Genomic DNA, 20,466 nt, shown 5'->3' on the forward strand with positions numbered 1-20,466 from the left:
GAATATGGGATCAAGTTAACTAGGTCACAGAACTTTGGTGTCAACACCTCGTGGGTGAACAGTTACGGTTTGACCCCATAAATCTTGGCCAGAAACCTCTGCTGGGTATGTGTTCGGCATTGATATGATTATCTTCGAGCAATGCATTAAAGAAGACTAGTCTTTTCTTTAGGTTTTTTAAAGTGTTGTTTCGAATGTGCTTGTAGTGAGGATAAATAATATAACCTAAATAGTTAGCACCGAGACTAACTGGTTGAAGTGCTTGCTTTGTTGGGTGGAGGCTTAACTTTAAATTGCTATCAAGAAAGTGAGCAATTTTATTTTTCCAATTGATTAAGGTGGGGCGCTCATTAGAAAATAATATAGGGTCATCCATATACCTGACATAACCTTTAACTTTTAAATCATGCTTTATGAAGTGGTCTAATGAATTAAGGTAAAAGTTGGCAAACATTTGGCTTGTGACACTGCCTATGGGTAAACCGATTCCATTAGGACTAAAGGTTAATAATTTATGCTTGGGAATGGTAATTAGCAGTGTTCGCTGGCCGCTGAGAGTAAAAGACTCCCTTGCTGTATCATGGTTAATAATGCGATCGACTAAGTAAATAATGGTGTATTTCCTCAAGGGCGACCAATCCGCTTTTCGCTCAATTAGCTCATATAATTTTGCTTTAAGTCTATTTTTATCTATGTGATTAAAAAAGCTTTGAATATCAAGCTGTAAGTAAAATTTATGAGTGGGTTGACGCATGATTTTCTGAACTTTATTAATAGCGGCTAATGTCCCCTTTTTTTCACGACTTGCATAAGTGTCATCAATTAATACACGGTTCATTAAGGGTTTAAACTGATTGGCTAGCCATAAATGTACTATTCTGTCACTAAAAGAAGGTGCATAAATTTCGCGTAATTTAGGGTCCTTAACAGCAAAGCGCGTATAATTTTGTGGTTTATATTTTTCTGTTAGTATGTTTTCACTTAAATCACGACAGATTGAAAGGATATCAGGTTTTGCGATAGCTTTTTGTATGCTTCTACTACAAAGGTATGCACAGTGTAAAAGTTCGTGCTCTAACTTTTTAACTTGGTGTTTTTTCATAAGTTAAACCGATAATTTAAAATGAAGGTTAATTATAATGAAACAGCAAACAAGACACATTAAAATATTTGATGATATAATGCAATTATATAAAGTATATATTAATTGTTATCAAAATTTCTCTAAAGGTTTCCGTTATACGACTGGAAAAGCAATATATGACGAGCTCACATTATGTATGAAAATGATATCGAAAATCAATTATTTAATGCGCGAAGGGGCTGAGACACTCCAATCAATGTTTTTGGAAGCGATGGCATCGTTACAAGTTATCGAGTCGTATCTTATACTTGCTTGGGAGTTAAAATATATCTCCCATGCTAAGGCTTCCGAACTTAAAGAGAAACTAACTACGATTCAAATGCAACTTCATGGTTGGTTTAGGTGGTATAAAAAGAATTATACGGTCAAAAATTAATAAATACTACAGTTCGCTGTCACCCTCAACAGGTCTAAATCTGGCGATTTATCGCTCTTTTCAGGTAGGTCGATACCAATAATAAACTTATATATCTTATCGTTGTTAGTTAAAAATTAATGATGCAGTTTTGATACAATAAAAATTTTTAAATAAGGATAATAAACATTACAAGGATGGTTGTAGGTAATCAATGATAGTCTTTAAACACCAGATTTAGGTATGTTTTGATGAACGTAAAATTAACAACGTGTGTCAGGGTTTTTGTAGCGTTATTCTCTCTAAATTCTTCTTATATGCAAGCTGATACATTTGACTATGTTACGGTTAGTTTAGATAAACCCTTCTATTTTTTTGATAGCAGCAGTAAAAAAGATAGAAACATGGGTATTGTGGTCACTAACGAGTCCAAAAATGTATCAGGTGTCAGCATCTCTTTGTATGGGTCATCTATTGTGGATGAAAAGGTCATGTTTAACCTAGAAGAAAACAATCTTGATATCGATCTGTATCCCAAAGCATTCATTTTACCCCCAGCTAGGAAGCTTTCAATTAAAGCGATCCCATATATTGATAACAGCCAAAGTGAAAGCATCTATCGAATAAGAGCTTTACCCAAATCACCGAAGTCGCTTATAAAAGAAAATCCTAAATTAGCACAAACCCTCGCTAGTTCAAAAGATGACCTACTAGATGATGACTCTTCAATAGGAGAAGTAATGGTAGGGATTGGTAATGGCAGTATTATTATTGTTCAGCCATTCAATAGTGTGGATGTCAAGTCAATAAATCTAGTTACCAATAATGAAAATGAATTAAAAATTATTAATGATGGCGATTACTCTATACAAGTAAAAAATATGGTAATTAATAAAAATGTTAGAGCTAAAGAATTTGTTGTATTGGGGAAAAAATCCAAAATAAAGAAAGTTGATGTGGGGGTAAATCCAATATCCACCATATCATTTGAAGACCAGCTTGGTAATAATTATTTATATAAATGTAATGAAAAAGGATGCACTAATGAAAATAAAAAACACGGCTAAAATTTTGGCTTTTACAATGCTTATTTCTAGTGGTTTTGCTGTACAAGCGACGACCATTAAACAGAGTATTGATATAACTGCCGAAATTCTAGACTTAAATTCAACATTCAAAGTACTGCCTACTGCTGGCAGCTGGCCAGTAAATACATTGAGGTTTGTTTGGGATGACAATACAAGTCAATTTCAAAGCCCCGCCGGAATTGGTTTCACTGTTGAATCTTCAGCAGATGTTACGGTTGCATTAACATCGTCTTCAGACCTTTATTCAGGGAGCTCATTAATTCCTGTTGATGTGTCAGTTCAAAATACAGCAGGTAATGGTATTGATGTTACCTCAGTCACTATGTTGCCAGAAACTCTATATGAAACCACTCAGAACCCAACAGGTGAAAAAGCGGCATTTCAACTAAATTTTGCTGCTGACAGCAATAATATGCTGGATTCGAATGGTGACCCTATCACTCCGGGTAGCCGACCTGAACCAGGAACTTATTCGGGGAGCGTGAATCTAGTGTTTGAATCCAACATTTGAAAAGTTAACTCGGCCAATCAGCCGAGTTAACATCAAACTCAGTTAATTTAACTTCAAGGTTAATTATGTTATTACTCGCTTTATCATTAACTTTATTATCGGTTGGATATAGTGATACTAGCTCTGCGTCATTAATATCCAATGATATTAATGACTCTATTCAATCTGAGAGTGGTGATAAAGCATACCCGTTAAATTTACTCATGAATAATAACGAATTTGATAATCTAATTTATTTAGATAGTGATTTAAATTTTGTTTCGGATTCAGATAGTTTAACGTTAACTCACTCCATTGAAGCACTGAATTCTTTGGATTTTAAACTTTTTTTAAATTTTTCTTGCAAAGAAAGTGATATGTCATTTTGCGCTTTATATCAAAGCTTTGATTTATCATTCGATTTTTATAGTGCATCAGTTCAACTCTATTATAAAAAAATGCAACATGAAAAAACATCGGAAAATACTAATGCATTATTAATGCTTGAAAACAATCTATTGATTTCTGAATCTAAATCTAATAATTTTGATTCATATTATTCGTATGCAATCAACACAGATTTGGGTTTGGGATTAACTGATAACTCATACATAACAAGTTCTCTACGATACTCTAACAATGATGATTTCTTATTAGATGATTTGTTTTATAATCTTAATTTAGACTCACATGCTTATACCATAGGTTATTCAAGCAACACAAATTACTTCAAAGCTTATAATGGTGAGTCTATGTATCAATTTTCATTAGCTAATAAATCTAATGCATCAAATTTTAGCTTACCTATCACAACAATTTATGAAACTTCTAGTGATGTCGGTATCATTGAAATTTACGATCGAAATGGCGACTTAAAGTCAGCATCACAATTAATTCGAGGAATTAATGAGATTGTTCTTGATCCTTCAATCGTTGAGAGTGATATTGCAACAGTTAAGTTAATAGTAGATGGAGAGGTTGTGAGTGAGAATAGTTATTTTATTGGAGAGAGTAGTGATTTTTTAGACTCATTTAATTATAAATTTGTAACTGGTAAAGTCATTAATCAATACGGTGATGATTCTGTTTTTATTGCGAGCGAACTAAGTTTGAGTCAATCAAATTTGAATTTTAAAATAATACCACAGCATGATTACTACTCAATTGAAGCTGCTCACTTCGCGTTAAATGCACTAAACATACGAGGAAACTATACAATTTATGATGATGTATGGACTTATGATTTCGGCCTTTCTTCATATAAAAAATTAAAAAATAATAATTTAGGCATATCAGTTTACAATTCAAAAAAACAAGATTCAAAGAGTCGCATCAATACAAATATATATTTAAAACATTATTTTAATCGAACGACACTTGCGTCTATTTCGCATCAATCAAGATTTGAAGATTCGCATAGTATAAGTAACCAAATTATAAGTGGTATTAATGGAAGCAATGCGTTCTTTAAAACTAATTTTGACTGGTCTTTAACCTTGTCTCATGACTTTTTTGATAACAGTTCATTTATAGGTGCAAGCGTTTCATTAGATTTCGATAAGATTTTTTACGGCAAATCTATTAGACCTAAAGCAAGTTTTAATTATATGAATGGTAATAAAAATACCTTGATTGCAACTGATATCGCTAATGAAGATAATAGTTTTGTTATTTCTCCTGAAGTAAATATTTCTGATGATTATAATGCGATTGGTGTTAATGTTTATAATGTCAATAATGTTTATGAGTTTAATGGGTTTTATTCTCAATCAAGTCGACTTAGAAATCAATCATATACGTTAAGAAGCAGTAGCTATGTTACTAAAGAGGGGGTTTTTAATTCATCACAATCTGAACCATCTTTAGTTTTTTTTGCTGATGAACAAATATCGAATAATGCGTCTATCAATAATAGTTATCATAATGATGATAAAGTACATTATATAAACCCAACAGGAAAAACTAATATTTCACCAATGCTTACTGCTAATCAAAATCTCGAAGAGCAATCAGTAATACTTGGTAAGTATCGTTCTACTAAATATGAAATTAATAAGGATAATGACACTGGGGTTAATGTGTTAGGAAGAATAATCAATAACAATATTCCAGGTGATAGATATCAACTTATTAATCATTTATCTAGTTCAGTTAGCAATGGTAGTGGTTACTTCGAGTTATTGGTTAGCAAACTAGAGCCTCAAATAATTATTACCGATAACGAAGGAGAGCACTGCACCACACTGAATGTCACTGATTTTGTTGCTGATGTTAATAATATCTCACAGCCTCTATATTTAGGTAGAATAGAATGCGCATACTAATAGTATTAGTTTTATTTTCTCGGCTTTGCTTTGCCCAAGTTTATATATCAAATTCTGATAGTGGCTTTCAAATTAAAACTTTAGGTAATGCAGACGGTGTTGCGATAGGAATCAGGAAAGATGCAAATCTATCACCAGTCTTTTTAGAATGGGGTGCTGATTGTTCAGCACCATCTAATGACTATGTATGTTATCTAAATTCTTCAGATGACAAAGTTCCTTTTATTGTCGATAGCGCTTCGACTAGTTTCACTATTGAACATACAACAGGTACTGGTTATGGGACTGGTTATGTAACAGGAGAAAATATATCTTTTTCTTTACACTCTTATGCAAACACTATCACACGTAATTATAGAATTGAATTTCCTTCGCTGATTTCACCGCTTGCATTTAGTGTCGATAGCCCTAATTGTACTGCTCAATGGGTAGCTAGAAGAGGTATCGAGCAGGGACAAGTGCTTAGTTTACTCATGGGTGAAAGATGGAAATCCTGTAACATCAAGTTTGATGGTCTTTCATTAAATAATGATTTAGTAGGGAAGATCGGTATTGGTTCTGTTAGGTGGCGTTATGACCCAGAAATATATAATGTCCTTAGTTCTGGTTTGTGGAATGTAACCGCACCTTATAGCGATAGTTTTTCTTTAATTCAATATAACGGTCAAATAGAGTCCCGTTCAATAATCATATCGTCAGTGGTTCTTAATACGAATATTGATATCCTAGGATATTTAGATTTTTCGCTTGTAGGTAAAACTGATGTTGATCTTACATTAGACCCTAATAAAGATGCGGTTCATCGTTTGTGGTATGATTTACAAACTAATGGAGATAAAGCATCAATTTCGCTCCTTTGTGACCAGCCTCAAAACAGTAAATGTACCATTAGTAATGGTAACGCACTTTTGGAATTTAGTACTGAAATACTTTTTTCTAGATCTGGTAGTAAGGGCAGTAGACTTGAACCTTTGTTACCATTTTTTCTAGACCATTCTAATGGGTTATTAATTAACAAGAAAGTAGAAGGTAGCTTTCTTTTAAAATTTAATAGATTAGATATTCAAAAAGTAGCATCAGATGCGAATAAAGTTTTTTCTGGTGAACTTATTTTTTCAGTTGATGTTGAATTTTAATTATTAAGTTTATTTACTAAATAAAAACAATTATTATATATTAATTGTATTTTTTATCATTTATTATGCTGATTAGGGTTAAATAGATCGTGCGTAGTGTCAAATACTATTTGTTGATTTTTACGGTATTGTTTTTTGCCGATGGTTTCGTTGTTAAAAAAAATCATGCCTATGATAAGAAAATGTGTTACGAAAATAGACATGGCGTGCCCCCTTTGATAGATTATGAAATACTTTGGTTTACTCTAAGCAATAATATTGTAAAAGGAGAGTTTAATTGGTTACCCGCTTTAAAGGATAGACGAATAGGCTCATTCAATGGGCATAAAATTAATGATAATTCATTAGATGTTGTTTATTCTTTTTATCAAGAAGGATTCAATAGCCAAATTAAACTAACAATAAAATTTGACGAGAATCAGGTTATGATTGAAGGAGAAAGGCCTTCTTTAGGTTTGAACAGAACTCTCGCTCGGGTTAATTGTATATCTTAATCAATAGATTTTAGTGTGGTTGTATTTAGAATTTTTTATTAATCAGTGATATTAAAACTGACAGTCTTTTATTTTTGTAATGTAAATTATAATCTGAAACCTTTTTAATAATATTTTTTTGATTATGCGTAAAAAGTTTTAAACAAAAATGGTGAGTTCGTAATAGTTGAGGCGAATATTTAAAATATCACAACTTATAATTTCTATAAAGTAGTGATGATACGTTATAAATTTATTATCATTTTAAGACTAATATTAAAGGAACAGTTATGGTATCGACCTTATGTGAAAAAATGATAAAAAACTCCATTAAATTAAGTCATTACGATTTAACAGAAGAAGATATCTTTATAAATATTCTGAACTCTATAGAAGCTGTTGTATGTGTTAAGGATGTCCTGGGGAACCATATATTTGTAAATGACTGTTATCTATCGACAGTTGGAGTTAAATTACATGATGTTATCGGAAAAAACGATAACGAGATATTTCGTTGTTTCCCAGAGACTGCAAAAGCAATTATAGAGATAGATGAGCATGTAAAGCGTACAAAAGTTAAAAAAATTTTCCAAGAATCAGTACCAACAGCGAATGGAGAAATACGGCACTTTAAAACAGCAAAGACGCCTCTAGTTATTAATGATATGGTCATTGGCGTGGTCTGTTTGGCTGTTGACATAACTGAAAGGGTAAACGCGGAAACGCGGCTTAAAGAAATATCACTTTTAAAAGCACATATTTTATCGAAAATGACCCATGAGATTCGAACTCCTCTCAATGCTATCATAGGATTTTCAGATCTGATTTTAAACAACGATAAAAATAAATTGGAAGCTAAGAATGATACATTGAGTTTATTAAAACACATTAATTTGGCATCAAAACACTTGGTAGATGTTGTTAACGATGTACTCGATATGTCGAAGATTGATGCTAATAAAATCGAAATAGAAATGAAAAGTTTCAATATCGAACAGTTAGTAAAAGATACAACTATTATCAATCAATCCCTAGCTGATGAAAAAGAAATTACACTAAAACATAGTCTACAAGGTTTTAAAAATAGCTTTCGAGTTGGAGACTCAACAAAGTTATCACAAATATTGGTTAATTTGGTTAATAACGCTCTTAAGTTTACAAAAAAAGGTGGAGAAGTTTTACTTCGCGTAAAGGCTTATAGTAACGGTAATGTAGTCAGATTTACTGTGGTTGATAACGGCATAGGTATAGCTAAAGAAAATCAAAATAAAATATTTAATATTTTCACACAGGAAAATAATTCTATTAGTCGGGAATTTGGCGGGACAGGATTAGGCCTATCAATATCTTCCGGTTTGGTTAAGTCGTTAGGGGGTCACCTGAAAGTAAAAAGCCTTGAGAGTGTAGGTAGCATATTCTCATTTAAAATTGGGTTAGATGTTGATCAAAATGTCAAAAAAAAACATCCTATTCACATAGATAGAAAGTCCTTAACTTGTTTAATCAACAAACGATGTTTATTAGTCGAAGATTTTCCATTAAATCAAAAAGTAGCTTCAATGTATTTAGAACAAGTAGGTATAATAGTCGATTATGCCCATAATGGTATCGAAGCGTTAGCTAAATTAAATGAAAACCAATATGACGTTGTATTGATGGATATTCAAATGCCTATTATGGATGGATTAGAAGCAACAAGAATATATAGGGAGAATAATAATGATGACATTATAATCGCTTTGACCGCAAACGTAACGACTGAAAACGTTAATAAATGTTATGATGTAGGATGCAACGATTTCATATCCAAGCCATTTGATAAAGATCTTTTATTTAAAACATTAATTAAGTGGTTATCGTTATGAGTTCAAATGTTAAAATAGTTCCTGTTAATAATTATAGGTAACGTCTGTTGGTTACAAGTAATCCTTTAATCATTGTTCAAATATAATCATAAATCGATCTAGGGTTTGCTCTCATTGATGGATGGTGTTGATGCATATCCTTAGCGATATCCATAATCGCTCTATACGTCTAATTAAGCAGTGAAGTCTTCACTCGGCCTCATCGATTTCCAAGCCCTCGGTATAAGATCACTTGGTAAAGGTTACAAAAACACCCGTTATTTTCTTCTCATCATCGCGCTTTACCACTGAGTTTTATTGTATTACCCGTTTAAAATCCTATTAGCCGTTTCCACTTTGCGATGAGAAATGGCTTTGAGTTACTTAGATCTAATCCTTCTGTTCGGTTTCGTTTATGTTTAGCTCAGCAATTTCTGCAAGTATATCTAAAATTTTTTCTACATATCTACCTTCTCTTGTAGAGCTGTATCAGTATTGGCTTTAATGGTGTCGTCGATCTTAAAGCCGATTTGATCAATAACGCTCACTATATAGCTCATTTATCTAACTACAACGCCTGCGCCGAATGGTAAAGAATACCTTTCATTGCTATAAGCATAGGCGAGTTACTGACAAATGCCTTTAAAAAATCCATATAAATGTTGACTATTTGAAATTTCTACTACAATGAAAATATGTGAACAAGGAAGGATAGATTATGTCATTTCGAAAGTTAAAATGTTTATTGCTGCTGATTATGAATCTAGAGTTAGCATTTGCTGCTGAAATCACACCGTATATAATAAATGGACAAGACGCCAATATAGACAATTTCCCATCTTTTGCAAGTCTATTTTATAAAAATGGCAATGTGTATTCTACTAGAAGTTTTTGTGGTGCTACTATAATAAATCAAGAATACGTACTAACAGCAGCACATTGCGTGTACGATGACGATTTAATGCTTCATATGATTGTTATACCAAATTTAAATGATGAATTAGATCTTTTTACGAAAGAAGGAATAAGAGCAAAAGAGTTCTACTATTTGGATACTTTTAGAAATACTTCAGATACGTTATGGAAGGATGATATTGCAATCATCAAGCTAGAAAAACCCGTATTATCAATGAACTACTACAACCTTATTAATAAATCTGAAACGAACCTCAACTCAAACGAAAAATATATAGCTATAGGGCATGGGGACACTAACAGTGAAGGCGAGAATGGTACGAAATTGAAAAAAACTGAATTAAGTTTTGTAGATAATGACGAATGTAAAAATATTTATGGTTCATTAATTACGAGAAATCACCTTTGCTTTGAAGGAAACCTATTGGGTAAATCGAGAAATTCTATTTGTGATGGTGATTCTGGTGGGCCCATTTATTTAAATAATGGCAATGAATATATTCAAATTGGAATAGCAAGTTTTGGTCCAATAGTATGTGGTGACCAGAAAATAAATATAACCTCAGTGTTCACTAATCTTTATGAATATCAATCATGGATAGAACAGGTTTTAAATAATAAAATCCCCCCTCAAGTTTATATAAATACAAAAGATGGTAGTAGAGTTTTGAACTACAACGATAAAAAAACTGATAAAAAAATCCAAAAAGTTTCTGCAGGATCATTCAATTCTATAACTATTATAGTGTTGTTTTTTCTACTTATTTTGTCTAATGATAGGACGAAACTATATGAATATTATTTATGGGTTAAATGCAAAGATTGAGCAACGATTTTATCTTTTATTCTACATTGCAGAGTATATTTTTCACAGTTTAATTATTTATTTAAATCTTATTACCCCTGACGAAGAGAGGGCAAGGAGGGGTTATATCCTATCATTACCTTTCTTATGAAATCAGATGTTGTTAAATGATATTTTGTATTTCTGATTAGATTGTTTTTAACAGATAGATATCTAACGAAAGACACTTAACAACTCCTCCCTATAAAAATCCTTGGTATTATGAATGGCGTTGTTGTATTTCTTTCTCCATTGATTTTGGTATTTACCTATTACTTCCTTATAACACAAAGGACAACAATGATGTTTAACAGCAAAATGGGCTTTAGGCGTTTGATAAAAAAAGTGATTATGTTTGTTACATAATATTTTAACTGGAGTTCTAGAGTTTATATAAATGACTTCACTATAACTATATCGAGGCCCCCAGCGTTTCTTTGCTTTATTAATGAATGATTCTTTAGTATCTTTTTTGAAAGGCATTATATCCCCCTATAATATAATCAAACTATAGGTTAAATTTTCACTTTATCAAGTCACTTTATCAAGTCACTTTTTAACAAACTGTTTTGTGATTAAATTCTAGACATTATTCAGGAATTTTTCAAATTTTTGTATGTTATCTTGTTTTTACCATTAGATTTACTTACATAAAGTAACTTATCAGCTTCGAAACACAAATTATCAAAATCATTATCTTTGTTAACCTTTCCGTGTGAAATTCCTATTGATAATGTAATAATACCGTAGCTTTCATTTTCTTTATGTACTATGGCTGCTTTATCTACAGCAAGCTGAACTTTTTCCATTAACATCTTCATTTCTTCAAGTGTTTTGGTAAAAGATACTCCTACAAACTCTTCCCCTCCTACTCTGAAAAAACACGCATTATCATCACTATAGCTTTTTAGTATATTACCTATTTCTTTAAGCGCATCATCGCCTTTTTTATGTCCATATAAATCATTATATTTTTTAAAGTTATCAATATCGATCATTGATAGAGAAATGTTAGAGCTAGCAGGTAAACTATTAGTGAATTTGTCATACATTCTTCTGCTATAAACTTTTGTCAATGAATCAATATATGCTATAGATAACATTTTTGTTTTTTCTTTCTTATATCCATAATATATATATATTATAAGCATCAAATTAAAAAATAAAAAACTCAAAATAATCAGATCGATTTTTTCATTTAAATCCATTTGGTTGTTTAATCGTTTTGCATAACGAGATATTAACAAAAATAGTTCACTTCGATTAAGGTCAATACTAACGTAATATTGATTTAATAGCTCTATAGCTTTAGGGTGTATGTTATTATTTTCGAGCAATTCGGATTTAATTGTATCTAATGCGTTGTTTCTTTGTTCATTATTAGTCTGAACGCCAATAAGTTTATCAGACATAGAATTTAATATGGAATCAAAGTCTTTTTTGAATTCCATGTCATTATCTAAATCTGATCCGATGAATTTTTCCATTATTGAATAGCTAGCGTATAAATATAGAATTTCATCTAGATTATTTTTTCTATTTTCATGTATTGAATAGGTTAACTTTAAAAAGAAAGTAATTATAACTACTAATGAAATCATGACGCATTTATAAATTGTTTTGTCATTTGATGAGCTGTTTCTATCGTCACCGTATTTTATCATTATGTCTATACCATTTTGTTTTAATATTAAGCTTATTACTTACTTAAAATTATTGAGTGGTTATCCTTAAAGTTCTTTGATTTCCCATCCTTGTTGAGTCGATTTTAGTTGTGTATTTTCTACGAAAAAAAGCCTTTGTTTGTATCGTTACGGTTTCAATCTGGAATGGTCATTAATAGAAAAATCTTCAGTATTAACTCAAGGCTACCCATTGAATTGGCTTAATAATCAATTGTTTATGTTTATTTGGTTTTGCTATTAACTGTATCTCCTAATTCTCTTCATTAAATAATTTAATTGAAAATCCACAAAAACCTTTATCACGACTTATGTGAAACTCATCAATAATGTTGAAATGTTGAAATGTTGAAATGTTGAAATGTTGAAATGTTGAAATGTTGAAATGTTGAAATGTTGAAATGTTGAGTTGTATTTTTCCACTTTTACGCACTGTACCTTTTTCAGCCTGTACCTCTGTACCCCTGTACCTATGTTGCATAATTAAAAAGTTAGATGATTAAAAAGGCTGATGATTCAAAACCGTTAAGCCTTGAGCGGTTGAGTCACATATTGGAGCAATAGCGGCGTTAAGGGCAGAAGCGTTATGCTTTCCTTCCGAAGGAACAGTTACTCAATTTAGTCATTTCAAAGCGCTCAGATCTCAAGTCTGAGCGCTTTTTTATTTGAGTTTCTAATCCAAAAGATCATAATCAGAAAGCACACAATAAGAAGGAATCAAAAGTGGCTGAATTTAAATACAAAAACCTATCTCAACAAGATCAAGACAAATTGGATGCGGCGGTATTTCGTCGTTTGCTTTCTCATCTAGATGATAATAAAGACGTTCAAAACATCGACCTTATGGTTTTGGCGGGCTTTTGCCGCAACTGTTTTAGTAAATGGTATAAAGCGGAAGCAGAGCAAAGCGGTTTGGATCTCGATATCGATGATGCTCGCGAGCGTGTCTACGGCATGACTTACGATGAGTGGAAACAAAACCATCAGCCGAAAGCCACCCCAGAGCAGTTGGCTGCTTTTGAAGCAAAGCAGAACAAAGTTTAAGTGAGTCGTTCCAGCTCGGTCAGCAATTTGATGGCATGATGGTTTGTCGTGCCACAAATGTCCGGGCAAGGCTTAAATAGATGACACACCTTTGGACGTTCTGGCTTGCCAAATAATTTACAAAGGTTGTCTTCATTGAGCTGAATGCAGCGCTCTCCCGCTGGCTTCCCCTTTGGCATCCCAGGAATAGCAGACGATATACTCGGTGCTATACAGCAAGCACCACAACCAAGACGACAATCCATAGTAAAAACACCCAATGAAAAAAGGGAGCGGATGATAGCAAATAATCATGCTACGAGCATCCATTACTTCAACGAAAAGGCTCCCTGAATAAGAATAAGCTTGAAGTTTTGGGTGAGCAGCGGTATAAAACGCCTCCAATGATAATCGATGATAATGAGCTATGACTTCTCCTTTTTGGCAATCAAAATCCCTCACCGAAATGACCGAGCAAGAGTGGGAATCTCTCTGTGATGGTTGTGGTAAATGTTGCCTACATAAGCTTATGGATGAAGACAGTGACGAAGTGTATTACACCAACGTTGCTTGCAGTTGGCTTAATGATAAAACGTGTTCGTGCAAAGATTACCCTAATCGCTTTGATTCCGGTGAAGAATGCCTAAAGCTGACACGAGACAAAATCGACGAGTTTCACTGGTTACCTGATACCTGTGCGTATCGCTTATTAGCGGAAGATAAACCGCTCCCTGCTTGGCACCCGTTAATCACGGGTTCGAAAGCCGAGATGCACGCCGAAGGTGAAAGCGTCCGTAATAAAGTTGTGTATGAGATTGATGTTATCGACTGGGAAGACCACATTCAAAACTTACCTGAATGGGCTAAAAAGAGTTAATTATCACTCTATTTCTAATGAAAATAAGCGGATATTTTGTACCGAGCCGAGTTTTTTTGAATCAACTTCAGCTCGATTTCAAACACAGATCTCCTAGCGAAGCAGTGCTGAGAAGCTTGAACTTTTTAACTTGAAGTATAAAGAGTTCCGCGCAAGCAACGGCATCGCTGGCTGCCGAGTGAGAATAATAAGCGGGCAGATTATGGTGACGTCGAAGATCATCTAATTGATAACTAGTGTGATGATTACTTTTGCCTTCATAACTGAATTGCTTCTCGATTTTCAGTGTATCGACGAAGTAGCAAGGAAATGCTGGCAAGTTATATTTTTGACTTAAGTAACGTTCGATAAACCGCCGTTCAATACTGGCACTGTGAGCGACAATGACCTTACCTTTGATTTGTGTCAGTAACCAATTCATCGCAGTATCGAGATCCACACCTTGTATCAACTGCTTAGGGGTTATCTCATTGATTTGAGCGGTTTCAGCTTTAATAAATTGACCGTGTTTAATAAAGACTTCTTCGCTACTTGCTAGGTCAACACTCTCTAGAGTGACGTTGACAATGCCAATGGATAGGACTTTGTCTTTGTTAAAATCTAGCCCCGTCGCTTCAAAGTCGAGCGAAATAAACTCAATGCCGGTTAAGGAATGCTTTGGCTCTGGTTGAGGCGTTTCTAGATAGGCCTGCAATGGGGCGCTCCAGTGCGAATTCGAACCAAGATTACGCCTTACTGTTTCTTGAGAAAGCCCTTTAGAGCTTGGCAGTATTGAGGTTGACCACTTTGTCAGCCATTTTCCAAAGCATTTCTTAAGCATAGCGATTAAGCACCTTTAACGAAGCGAAGTTTGGCGACATCTTGCAGTTCATTGATGATCTTAAACGCTTCTTTAAGGTGCTTACGTTCAAAGCTACTGATTTCATCTGGGTAGATATGATTGTTCGGTTCCTTACTCATATTGATTGCGTTAAGTTGATGCCTAAAACGAACTTGAGTAATAAAGCGAAATGCACCGATGATGTTGTCACAGCTGTCTTGTGACATCGTTCCGTGTTTTGCTGCAAAACGAAAACGCTCTTCGGTACCCGTGAGTGAGCCACCCGCCGCTAGGCTAAAGATTCTTGCCAAATCAATGATCAGATTAAGCGCATATTTCTTAATATTCAGTGTGTTGCTGTTTTCGCCCCCTTTTTCGAGTACCAAGTTGTTAAAAATACCTAGCGGGGGTTGGGTTTCAATGGCGTCACGTACCAAAGCGGGAATGAATCTTGGGTTGTTGTGTATACATTCATGCATGTAGTTTTGAATGTTCTCCACAAAGTCTGAATTACCGTGGATGGCGCGAACCTCAAGAAAAACACTGATGCTTAATAGTTTGTTGTATTCAGGGCTCGATACCCACTTATGGTAATACTCTTTCCAACGAGAAATAGGTTGACACCATTTTGGCGTAGCTGCCATGTACTTGCCATCACACAGCGGGTAACCGCATGCAGCAAGGCCATTGCACACACGCATTGCTAAATGGACGAAATAGAGCTTATGGTCGTCTGTCGCATCCTCAGATAAAACAATGGCACTGTCTTGGTCTGAAAGCATATGAACTTCATTACGAGCGTGTGATCCGGCAACGATCCAAGCGTAATCACATGGCGCTGGGCCGAGTAGATCTTCGGTGAGCTGAATGATTCGTCTAGTAAAGGCGTCCATGATCATTGACATCACTTGACCTTGGATTTCAGCACTCACTCCACTTTCAACTAATGCTTGGAAGATGATTTGCTTTTCATCTTTTAGAGCCGCAAGTGCGCTCACTGAGTTCGCGTATTTTATTTTCTCAATAAGGAACAGCGACTGAGTCTTATGGTTGTGAACTAAGTGAGTCGTCGTTAATAGCCCGGTGACTTTGCCTTCGTTAATGACGGGTAGGCAACGAACATTGTATTGCAGCATTAAAGAGATGGCTTGGATGACCTTATCATCGCGTTGGATTAATACTGGCGAGGTATTCATGACTTGTGAGATTGGCTGGTTGGTATCAATTTCAGCCGCAACAACATTTCTTGTCATATCTCGGTCGGTGACCATGCCAACAATATCACCCTCTTTCATTACAACGGCACATGAGCTGCGCTGATCGCCACACATGGATTTTGCGACTTCTTTAATTGAAGTATCGTGTTCAATAATAGTGATGTTTTCACTGGCGACTTCCCCGACGCTTCGGAAAAACAACCCTTTCTCTTCTTTTCGGCAAACAAAATCAACCGCTGAACTTAAGCGCACGTTGGCCTGTGATGCAAAGTAGTTAGCAAACTCTGGGTAGTTAGCGCACGCTTTTTTCACTTCTTGGTGAGGAAGAAGATAGAGCAAGGTATCTTCAATCGCTTGGGCTTGGTAGCCATCTTCTGCATTTTTCAGAGGTTCCAAAAAGGTAAAACCAAATTGATCTTCTTCACCTAGGCGCGCACGAAGCTCGCCGTTGGGTGTCTTTTGCTCAATGGCGCCAGTGCGAATAATGTAGAGGTGTCGCTTCTGACATAGTGCACTGAATTCAATGATCTCTCCTTCAGTAAGATATTTAACCACGACACAGCCCGCGAGCGTTTGCATTAACGAAGCTGGGAGCTTATCGAACGGATCAATTCGGCTTAAGAAATCACTCACATTTGGTGTGACAGAAGTACCCATAATATCTCTCTATTATAAAACGCTGTTTCAGTATGGATTTATAGCCCAAAAAAAGCAGCTGAACCAGCTGCTCTATCGTGACAACACTAAATTAGTTGCTTTGGTAGTGCTTATACCCCAGCTTTTCAGAAATGTTCTCGCCTGCTTTATGCAGTAAGCCAACATAGTACGACATGCGTTTTTCGTCGAAACGAATGGTTGGGAATGAGATAGAAACACCGGCAATCACAGTGCCAAAACGGTCGTAGATTGGCGCTGCAATACAGCGTAATCCCGGCTCTTGCTCTTCGTTATCTTCCGCATAATGCTGCTCTTTAACGACTTTCAGTTCAGACAATAGCTGGTCAGTATTCTCTAATGTTTTGTCTGTGTGTTTAATAAACTCGACATTGGAGAGCGTTTGACGAACTACGTCTTCGTCACGATCGGCCAATAGAACCTTACCAATAGCAGTACTATAAAGAGGATTGCGACGGCCAATTCGAGATTGCATTCTTAAATTGTAGCCAGAATCAATCTTATGGATGTAAATGATGGCGTTTTCGTCCAATGCCCCAAGGTGCAAGGCCTCGTTAGTCTCTTCGGAGATGGCTCTCATCTCTTTGTCTGCTAATGCAATTAGATCAACATACTCTAAAGACTTTGCGCCCAATTCAAACAGCTTTAATGTTAGAGAGTACTTATCTGCTTCGCCGTCTTGGGAGACATAGCCAAGTGTCTTCATTGTCTGAAGAAAGCGATAAGTTGTCGCCTTTGACATCATTAAACGTTGTGATAGCTCAGAGACGCCAATTTCCTTTTGCTCGCCAAGAGCATCAAGAATACTGAACACCTTCAATACTGAAGAGACTGCCTCTGGCTGAGTCGACTTTTCCATTCTTCTACCTTAATTGATTTTCTTTTGGCTATTATACCTAGTGAGATGCTATCCACCAGTATTTTTAAAATCGCTTTTTAAAATTTTGAAACCAGACAGTGCTACGGTTCATTAAAATATGAGGTTAATCTATTTTTTTAAAACGTTATTTCAAAAAAAATTGCATCAGGTTGCGTTTTTCTGTTATGTTATCGACATCAACGGTGAGCCTGCTTTTGAAAAGAGCCACCATATCGGACACGTTTGAGGAAATAATTATGATACTTGATTCATTTAATCTTAAAGGCAAAGTAGCCATTGTTACTGGTTGTGACACTGGTCTTGGTCAGGGAATGGCACTGGGTCTGGCGGAAGCTGGCTGTAAAGTGGTAGGCGTTAACTACGTTGAGCCTACAGAAACAATTGAGAAAATGAATCAAGCTGGACATACTTTTCTAGATGTTCGCGCGAATCTTTTGAAACAAGAAGATATCCCAACAATTATCGACAAGACTCTAACTGAGTTTGGTCAAGTTGACATTCTAGTAAACAATGCTGGAATCATTCGTCGTGAAGATGCTGTCGAGTTTTCAGAGCAAAACTGGGACGACGTAATGAACATCAACTCAAAGACAGTTTTCTTCATGTCACAAGCGGTTGCTAAGCAATTTATGGCTCAAGGGAAGGGTGGTAAGATCGTTAATATCGCATCTATGCTGTCGTACCAAGGTGGCATTCGTGTTCCTTCTTACACGGCTTCGAAAAGTGCAGTAATGGGTATTACACGTGCAATGGCAAATGAGTGGGCTCGCCACAACATCAACGTCAATGCAATTGCACCTGGCTACATGGCTACAAATAATACTCAGGCTCTACGTGAAGATGCTGATAGAAATCAAGCAATTCTAGAGCGTATTCCAGCAGACCGTTGGGGCACACCAACAGACGTTGCGGGTCCTTGTGTATTCCTAGCATCAAGCGCGTCTGATTACATTAATGGCTATACAGTTGCTGTTGACGGCGGTTGGTTAGCTCGCTAACAACCTAGATAAATTAGGTAATGGAGTAACAATTGGAATATCTGAATTTGGCTCAAGTTGTCGGCTATATTAGTTTCATTCTAGGTATTTCAACGTTCTATCAGAAAGACGATAGGAAACTAAAAATCGTTATGGTTGTGTTTAATCTCAATCATATGCTTCATTACTTATTGTTAGGCTCGATAGTTTCAGCGTTGAGAAGTGCAACTGCCATATATGTTTCATCTAAAGTGGTTGCCGGAATATTTATTTTTATAAGCTTGGTCAGTGGCGTTTGGTTATCGAACTCCATTTGGGAATTCTGGCCAATATTAGGGACGATAATTGGGACTTATTCTGTCTTTATACTGAAAGGTATTCAGATGAGAATCGGCTTTTTAATTGGCGCAACGTGTTGGTTAGTCAACAATATGTTAGTAGGCTCGATAGGTGGGACGTTACTTGAAGTGACCCTTATCAGCGTGAATGTAATGACAATATTTCGCCTACTTAAAGATCAACAGCAAACACTTGCGACAAGTAAACAATAAACAATTAGGTGACTCATGTTTGTATACAACAATGATGTTCAATTAGAAGATCTTGGCGATGGTATTTCTCGCAAAGTTCTTGCTCACAACGACAATATGATGGCTGTCGAAGTGCACTTTGAAAGAGGCGCTATTGGCGCAATGCATAACCACCCTCATGAGCAGCTAACTTACGTTCTTTCTGGTGAGTTCGAATTTACGATCGGTGATGAAACCAAAATCGTAAAAGCGGGCGATACTATGTACAAAAAGCCGAGCATTGAACATGGCTGTGTATGCCTAGAAGCGGGAGTACTGATCGATAACTTTACTCCAATGCGCAAAGACTTCGTTTAATTTACAAATTTAATTTATCGCAGTGTGAACTGCAGGAGAAACCCATGAAAATCGCTCTAATGATGGAAAACAGCCAAGCACCAAAAAACGCGATGGTTGCAGGTGAACTAAACAACGTTGCTGGTGGTCTTGGTCACGATGTATTCAACGTAGGCATGACAGATGAAAACGATCACCACCTAACTTACGTTCACCTAGGTATTCTAGCTAGCCTTGTACTTAACTCAAAAGCAGCGGATTTCGTTGTAACAGGTTGTGGTACAGGTCAAGGCGCAATGATGGCAAGCAACCTACACCCAGGTGTTGTTTGTGGTTACGCACTAGAGCCATCTGATGCTTTCTTATTTAACCAAATCAACAATGGTAACGCGATTTCTTTAGCATTCGCTAAAGGCTTTGGTTGGGCTGGTGAACTAAACGTTCGCTACATCTTTGAAAAAGCATTTACAGGTAACCGTGGTGAAGGCTACCCAATTGAGCGTGCAGCTCCGCAACAAGCAAACGCAGCCATTCTAAACGACGTAAAAGCAGCAGTTGCAAAAGACGTGGTTGAAGGTCTTCGCTCTCTCGATCAAGACCTAGTTAAAGCCGCTATCGGTGGTGCACACTTCCAAGAGTTTTTCTTCGCAAACTGCCAAGTTTCTGAGATTGCTGAGTACGTGAAGTCTCTGCTGGACTAATCACGACCGAACTCATTTATCGGGAAATAAGTTGAGTTATGAAAGCTAGCCTTGATCGGCTGGCTTTTTTTTAAATAATCAATTAAAAATGAACCATCGTTTTATTATTTATTTTATTGTGCTTGTTGATGTGTA

At 35.6% G+C, this 20,466-nt stretch carries 21 protein-coding genes; 14 read left to right on the forward strand and 7 right to left on the reverse strand.

Annotated features, from left to right (window positions below):
- Window positions 1–40 precede the first annotated feature (40 nt).
- Entirely contained in the window at window positions 41–1,102 is a 1,062-nt protein-coding gene (locus QF117_RS11335; protein ID WP_282389019.1) for an RNA-directed DNA polymerase, read from the reverse strand.
- Window positions 1,103–1,139: 37 nt separating this feature from the next.
- Here QF117_RS11335 and QF117_RS11340 point away from each other — a divergent pair, with 37 nt between their 5' ends.
- The 8 genes from QF117_RS11340 to QF117_RS11375 all read left to right on the forward strand — a co-directional run bounded on the left by QF117_RS11340 (window position 1,140) and on the right by QF117_RS11375 (window position 10,595).
- Window positions 1,140–1,520, forward strand: coding sequence for a four helix bundle protein (locus QF117_RS11340; RefSeq protein WP_282389020.1), 381 nt, complete (start codon window positions 1,140–1,142; stop codon window positions 1,518–1,520).
- A 230-nt stretch (window positions 1,521–1,750) separates the two neighbouring features.
- Window positions 1,751–2,566, forward strand: a complete 816-nt coding sequence (locus tag QF117_RS11345) for a hypothetical protein (protein WP_282389021.1) — start codon at window positions 1,751–1,753, stop codon at window positions 2,564–2,566.
- Complete coding sequence (locus QF117_RS11350; RefSeq protein WP_282389022.1) at window positions 2,544–3,098, forward strand: hypothetical protein; 555 nt, start codon at window positions 2,544–2,546, stop codon at window positions 3,096–3,098. The genes QF117_RS11345 and QF117_RS11350 overlap by 23 nt, the downstream gene beginning before the upstream one ends.
- 65 nt (window positions 3,099–3,163) lie before the next feature.
- The gene (locus tag QF117_RS11355; RefSeq protein WP_282389023.1) at window positions 3,164–5,401 is read left to right on the forward strand and encodes a hypothetical protein; all 2,238 of its coding nucleotides are present in this window, start codon (window positions 3,164–3,166) and stop codon (window positions 5,399–5,401) included.
- Window positions 5,389–6,537 (forward strand): hypothetical protein, encoded by a 1,149-nt coding sequence (locus tag QF117_RS11360; protein ID WP_282389024.1) that lies wholly within the window; start codon window positions 5,389–5,391, stop codon window positions 6,535–6,537. The genes QF117_RS11355 and QF117_RS11360 overlap by 13 nt, the downstream gene beginning before the upstream one ends.
- A gap of 89 nt (window positions 6,538–6,626) precedes the next feature.
- Entirely contained in the window at window positions 6,627–7,031 is a 405-nt protein-coding gene (locus QF117_RS11365) for a hypothetical protein (protein ID WP_282389025.1), read from the forward strand.
- A gap of 269 nt (window positions 7,032–7,300) precedes the next feature.
- Window positions 7,301–8,875, forward strand: a complete 1,575-nt coding sequence (locus tag QF117_RS11370; RefSeq protein WP_282389026.1) for a response regulator — start codon at window positions 7,301–7,303, stop codon at window positions 8,873–8,875.
- A gap of 697 nt (window positions 8,876–9,572) precedes the next feature.
- On the forward strand, window positions 9,573–10,595 hold the full coding sequence (locus QF117_RS11375; RefSeq protein ID WP_282389027.1) for a trypsin-like serine protease: 1,023 nt from the start codon (window positions 9,573–9,575) through the stop codon (window positions 10,593–10,595).
- A gap of 192 nt (window positions 10,596–10,787) precedes the next feature.
- Here QF117_RS11375 and QF117_RS11380 read toward each other — a convergent pair whose 3' ends face one another.
- On the reverse strand, window positions 10,788–11,096 hold the full coding sequence (locus QF117_RS11380) for a hypothetical protein (protein WP_282389028.1): 309 nt from the start codon (window positions 11,094–11,096) through the stop codon (window positions 10,788–10,790).
- 110 nt (window positions 11,097–11,206) lie between these two features.
- Window positions 11,207–12,277, reverse strand: a complete 1,071-nt coding sequence (locus QF117_RS11385) for a GGDEF domain-containing protein (protein WP_282389029.1) — start codon at window positions 12,275–12,277, stop codon at window positions 11,207–11,209.
- Window positions 12,278–13,018: 741 nt separating this feature from the next.
- Here QF117_RS11385 and QF117_RS11390 point away from each other — a divergent pair.
- A complete protein-coding gene (locus QF117_RS11390) occupies window positions 13,019–13,339 on the forward strand; it encodes a DUF1244 domain-containing protein (RefSeq protein WP_282389030.1) in 321 nt (106 codons plus the stop codon).
- Here the strand turns inward: QF117_RS11390 and QF117_RS11395 are convergent.
- Window positions 13,336–13,584, reverse strand: a complete 249-nt coding sequence (locus QF117_RS11395) for a YkgJ family cysteine cluster protein (RefSeq protein ID WP_282389031.1) — start codon at window positions 13,582–13,584, stop codon at window positions 13,336–13,338. The two genes, QF117_RS11390 and QF117_RS11395, sit on opposite strands and share 4 nt — an antisense overlap.
- A 161-nt stretch (window positions 13,585–13,745) precedes the next feature.
- Between QF117_RS11395 and QF117_RS11400 the strand changes: the two genes are divergently transcribed.
- A complete protein-coding gene (locus tag QF117_RS11400) occupies window positions 13,746–14,195 on the forward strand; it encodes a YcgN family cysteine cluster protein (protein ID WP_282389032.1) in 450 nt (149 codons plus the stop codon).
- Between the two features lie 67 nt (window positions 14,196–14,262).
- On the opposite strand, the gene QF117_RS11405 is transcribed toward QF117_RS11400, so the two are convergent.
- From QF117_RS11405 to kdgR, 3 genes are all read right to left on the reverse strand, one after another.
- Complete coding sequence (locus QF117_RS11405) at window positions 14,263–15,015, reverse strand: 3'-5' exonuclease (protein WP_282389033.1); 753 nt, start codon at window positions 15,013–15,015, stop codon at window positions 14,263–14,265.
- 5 nt (window positions 15,016–15,020) lie between these two features.
- Entirely contained in the window at window positions 15,021–16,889 is a 1,869-nt protein-coding gene (locus QF117_RS11410; protein WP_282389034.1) for a DUF294 nucleotidyltransferase-like domain-containing protein, read from the reverse strand.
- 91 nt (window positions 16,890–16,980) lie between these two features.
- A complete protein-coding gene (kdgR, locus tag QF117_RS11415; RefSeq protein WP_282389036.1) occupies window positions 16,981–17,766 on the reverse strand; it encodes a DNA-binding transcriptional regulator KdgR in 786 nt (261 codons plus the stop codon).
- 257 nt (window positions 17,767–18,023) lie between these two features.
- Here kdgR and kduD point away from each other — a divergent pair, with 257 nt between their 5' ends.
- From kduD to QF117_RS11435, 4 genes are read left to right on the forward strand one after another with little or no spacing between them, the layout of a single operon-like run.
- Window positions 18,024–18,785 carry a 2-dehydro-3-deoxy-D-gluconate 5-dehydrogenase KduD gene (gene kduD, locus QF117_RS11420; RefSeq protein WP_282389037.1) on the forward strand — a complete coding sequence of 254 codons (762 nt, stop codon included), beginning with the start codon at window positions 18,024–18,026 and terminating at the stop codon, window positions 18,783–18,785.
- A 32-nt stretch (window positions 18,786–18,817) separates the two neighbouring features.
- The gene (locus QF117_RS11425; RefSeq protein WP_282389038.1) at window positions 18,818–19,315 is read left to right on the forward strand and encodes a YgjV family protein; all 498 of its coding nucleotides are present in this window, start codon (window positions 18,818–18,820) and stop codon (window positions 19,313–19,315) included.
- A 15-nt stretch (window positions 19,316–19,330) separates the two neighbouring features.
- Entirely contained in the window at window positions 19,331–19,651 is a 321-nt protein-coding gene (locus QF117_RS11430) for a cupin domain-containing protein (RefSeq protein ID WP_282389039.1), read from the forward strand.
- Between the two features lie 44 nt (window positions 19,652–19,695).
- Complete coding sequence (locus QF117_RS11435) at window positions 19,696–20,331, forward strand: RpiB/LacA/LacB family sugar-phosphate isomerase (protein WP_282389040.1); 636 nt, start codon at window positions 19,696–19,698, stop codon at window positions 20,329–20,331.
- Window positions 20,332–20,466: the final 135 nt, after the last annotated feature.

This window comes from Vibrio sp. YMD68 (genome assembly GCF_029958905.1).
In the GTDB taxonomy this organism is placed as follows: Bacteria; Pseudomonadota; Gammaproteobacteria; order Enterobacterales; family Vibrionaceae; genus Vibrio.

What these genes read in the sequence shown, in the direction of transcription:
- QF117_RS11335 (WP_282389019.1), bottom strand. Translation starts at nt 1,102, where the DNA reads ATGAAAAAACACCAAGTTAAAAAGTTAGAGCACGAACTTTTACACTGT.
- QF117_RS11340 (WP_282389020.1), top strand. Translation starts at nt 1,140, where the DNA reads ATGAAACAGCAAACAAGACACATTAAAATATTTGATGATATAATGCAA.
- QF117_RS11345 (WP_282389021.1), top strand. Translation starts at nt 1,751, where the DNA reads ATGAACGTAAAATTAACAACGTGTGTCAGGGTTTTTGTAGCGTTATTC.
- QF117_RS11350 (WP_282389022.1), top strand. Translation starts at nt 2,544, where the DNA reads ATGAAAATAAAAAACACGGCTAAAATTTTGGCTTTTACAATGCTTATT.
- QF117_RS11355 (WP_282389023.1), top strand. Translation starts at nt 3,164, where the DNA reads ATGTTATTACTCGCTTTATCATTAACTTTATTATCGGTTGGATATAGT.
- QF117_RS11360 (WP_282389024.1), top strand. Translation starts at nt 5,389, where the DNA reads ATGCGCATACTAATAGTATTAGTTTTATTTTCTCGGCTTTGCTTTGCC.
- QF117_RS11370 (WP_282389026.1), top strand. Translation starts at nt 7,301, where the DNA reads ATGGTATCGACCTTATGTGAAAAAATGATAAAAAACTCCATTAAATTA.
- QF117_RS11375 (WP_282389027.1), top strand. Translation starts at nt 9,573, where the DNA reads ATGTCATTTCGAAAGTTAAAATGTTTATTGCTGCTGATTATGAATCTA.
- QF117_RS11380 (WP_282389028.1), bottom strand. Translation starts at nt 11,096, where the DNA reads ATGCCTTTCAAAAAAGATACTAAAGAATCATTCATTAATAAAGCAAAG.
- QF117_RS11385 (WP_282389029.1), bottom strand. Translation starts at nt 12,277, where the DNA reads ATGATAAAATACGGTGACGATAGAAACAGCTCATCAAATGACAAAACA.
- QF117_RS11395 (WP_282389031.1), bottom strand. Translation starts at nt 13,584, where the DNA reads ATGGATTGTCGTCTTGGTTGTGGTGCTTGCTGTATAGCACCGAGTATA.
- QF117_RS11400 (WP_282389032.1), top strand. Translation starts at nt 13,746, where the DNA reads ATGACTTCTCCTTTTTGGCAATCAAAATCCCTCACCGAAATGACCGAG.
- QF117_RS11405 (WP_282389033.1), bottom strand. Translation starts at nt 15,015, where the DNA reads ATGCTTAAGAAATGCTTTGGAAAATGGCTGACAAAGTGGTCAACCTCA.
- QF117_RS11410 (WP_282389034.1), bottom strand. Translation starts at nt 16,889, where the DNA reads ATGGGTACTTCTGTCACACCAAATGTGAGTGATTTCTTAAGCCGAATT.
- kdgR (WP_282389036.1), bottom strand. Translation starts at nt 17,766, where the DNA reads ATGGAAAAGTCGACTCAGCCAGAGGCAGTCTCTTCAGTATTGAAGGTG.
- kduD (WP_282389037.1), top strand. Translation starts at nt 18,024, where the DNA reads ATGATACTTGATTCATTTAATCTTAAAGGCAAAGTAGCCATTGTTACT.
- QF117_RS11430 (WP_282389039.1), top strand. Translation starts at nt 19,331, where the DNA reads ATGTTTGTATACAACAATGATGTTCAATTAGAAGATCTTGGCGATGGT.
- QF117_RS11435 (WP_282389040.1), top strand. Translation starts at nt 19,696, where the DNA reads ATGAAAATCGCTCTAATGATGGAAAACAGCCAAGCACCAAAAAACGCG.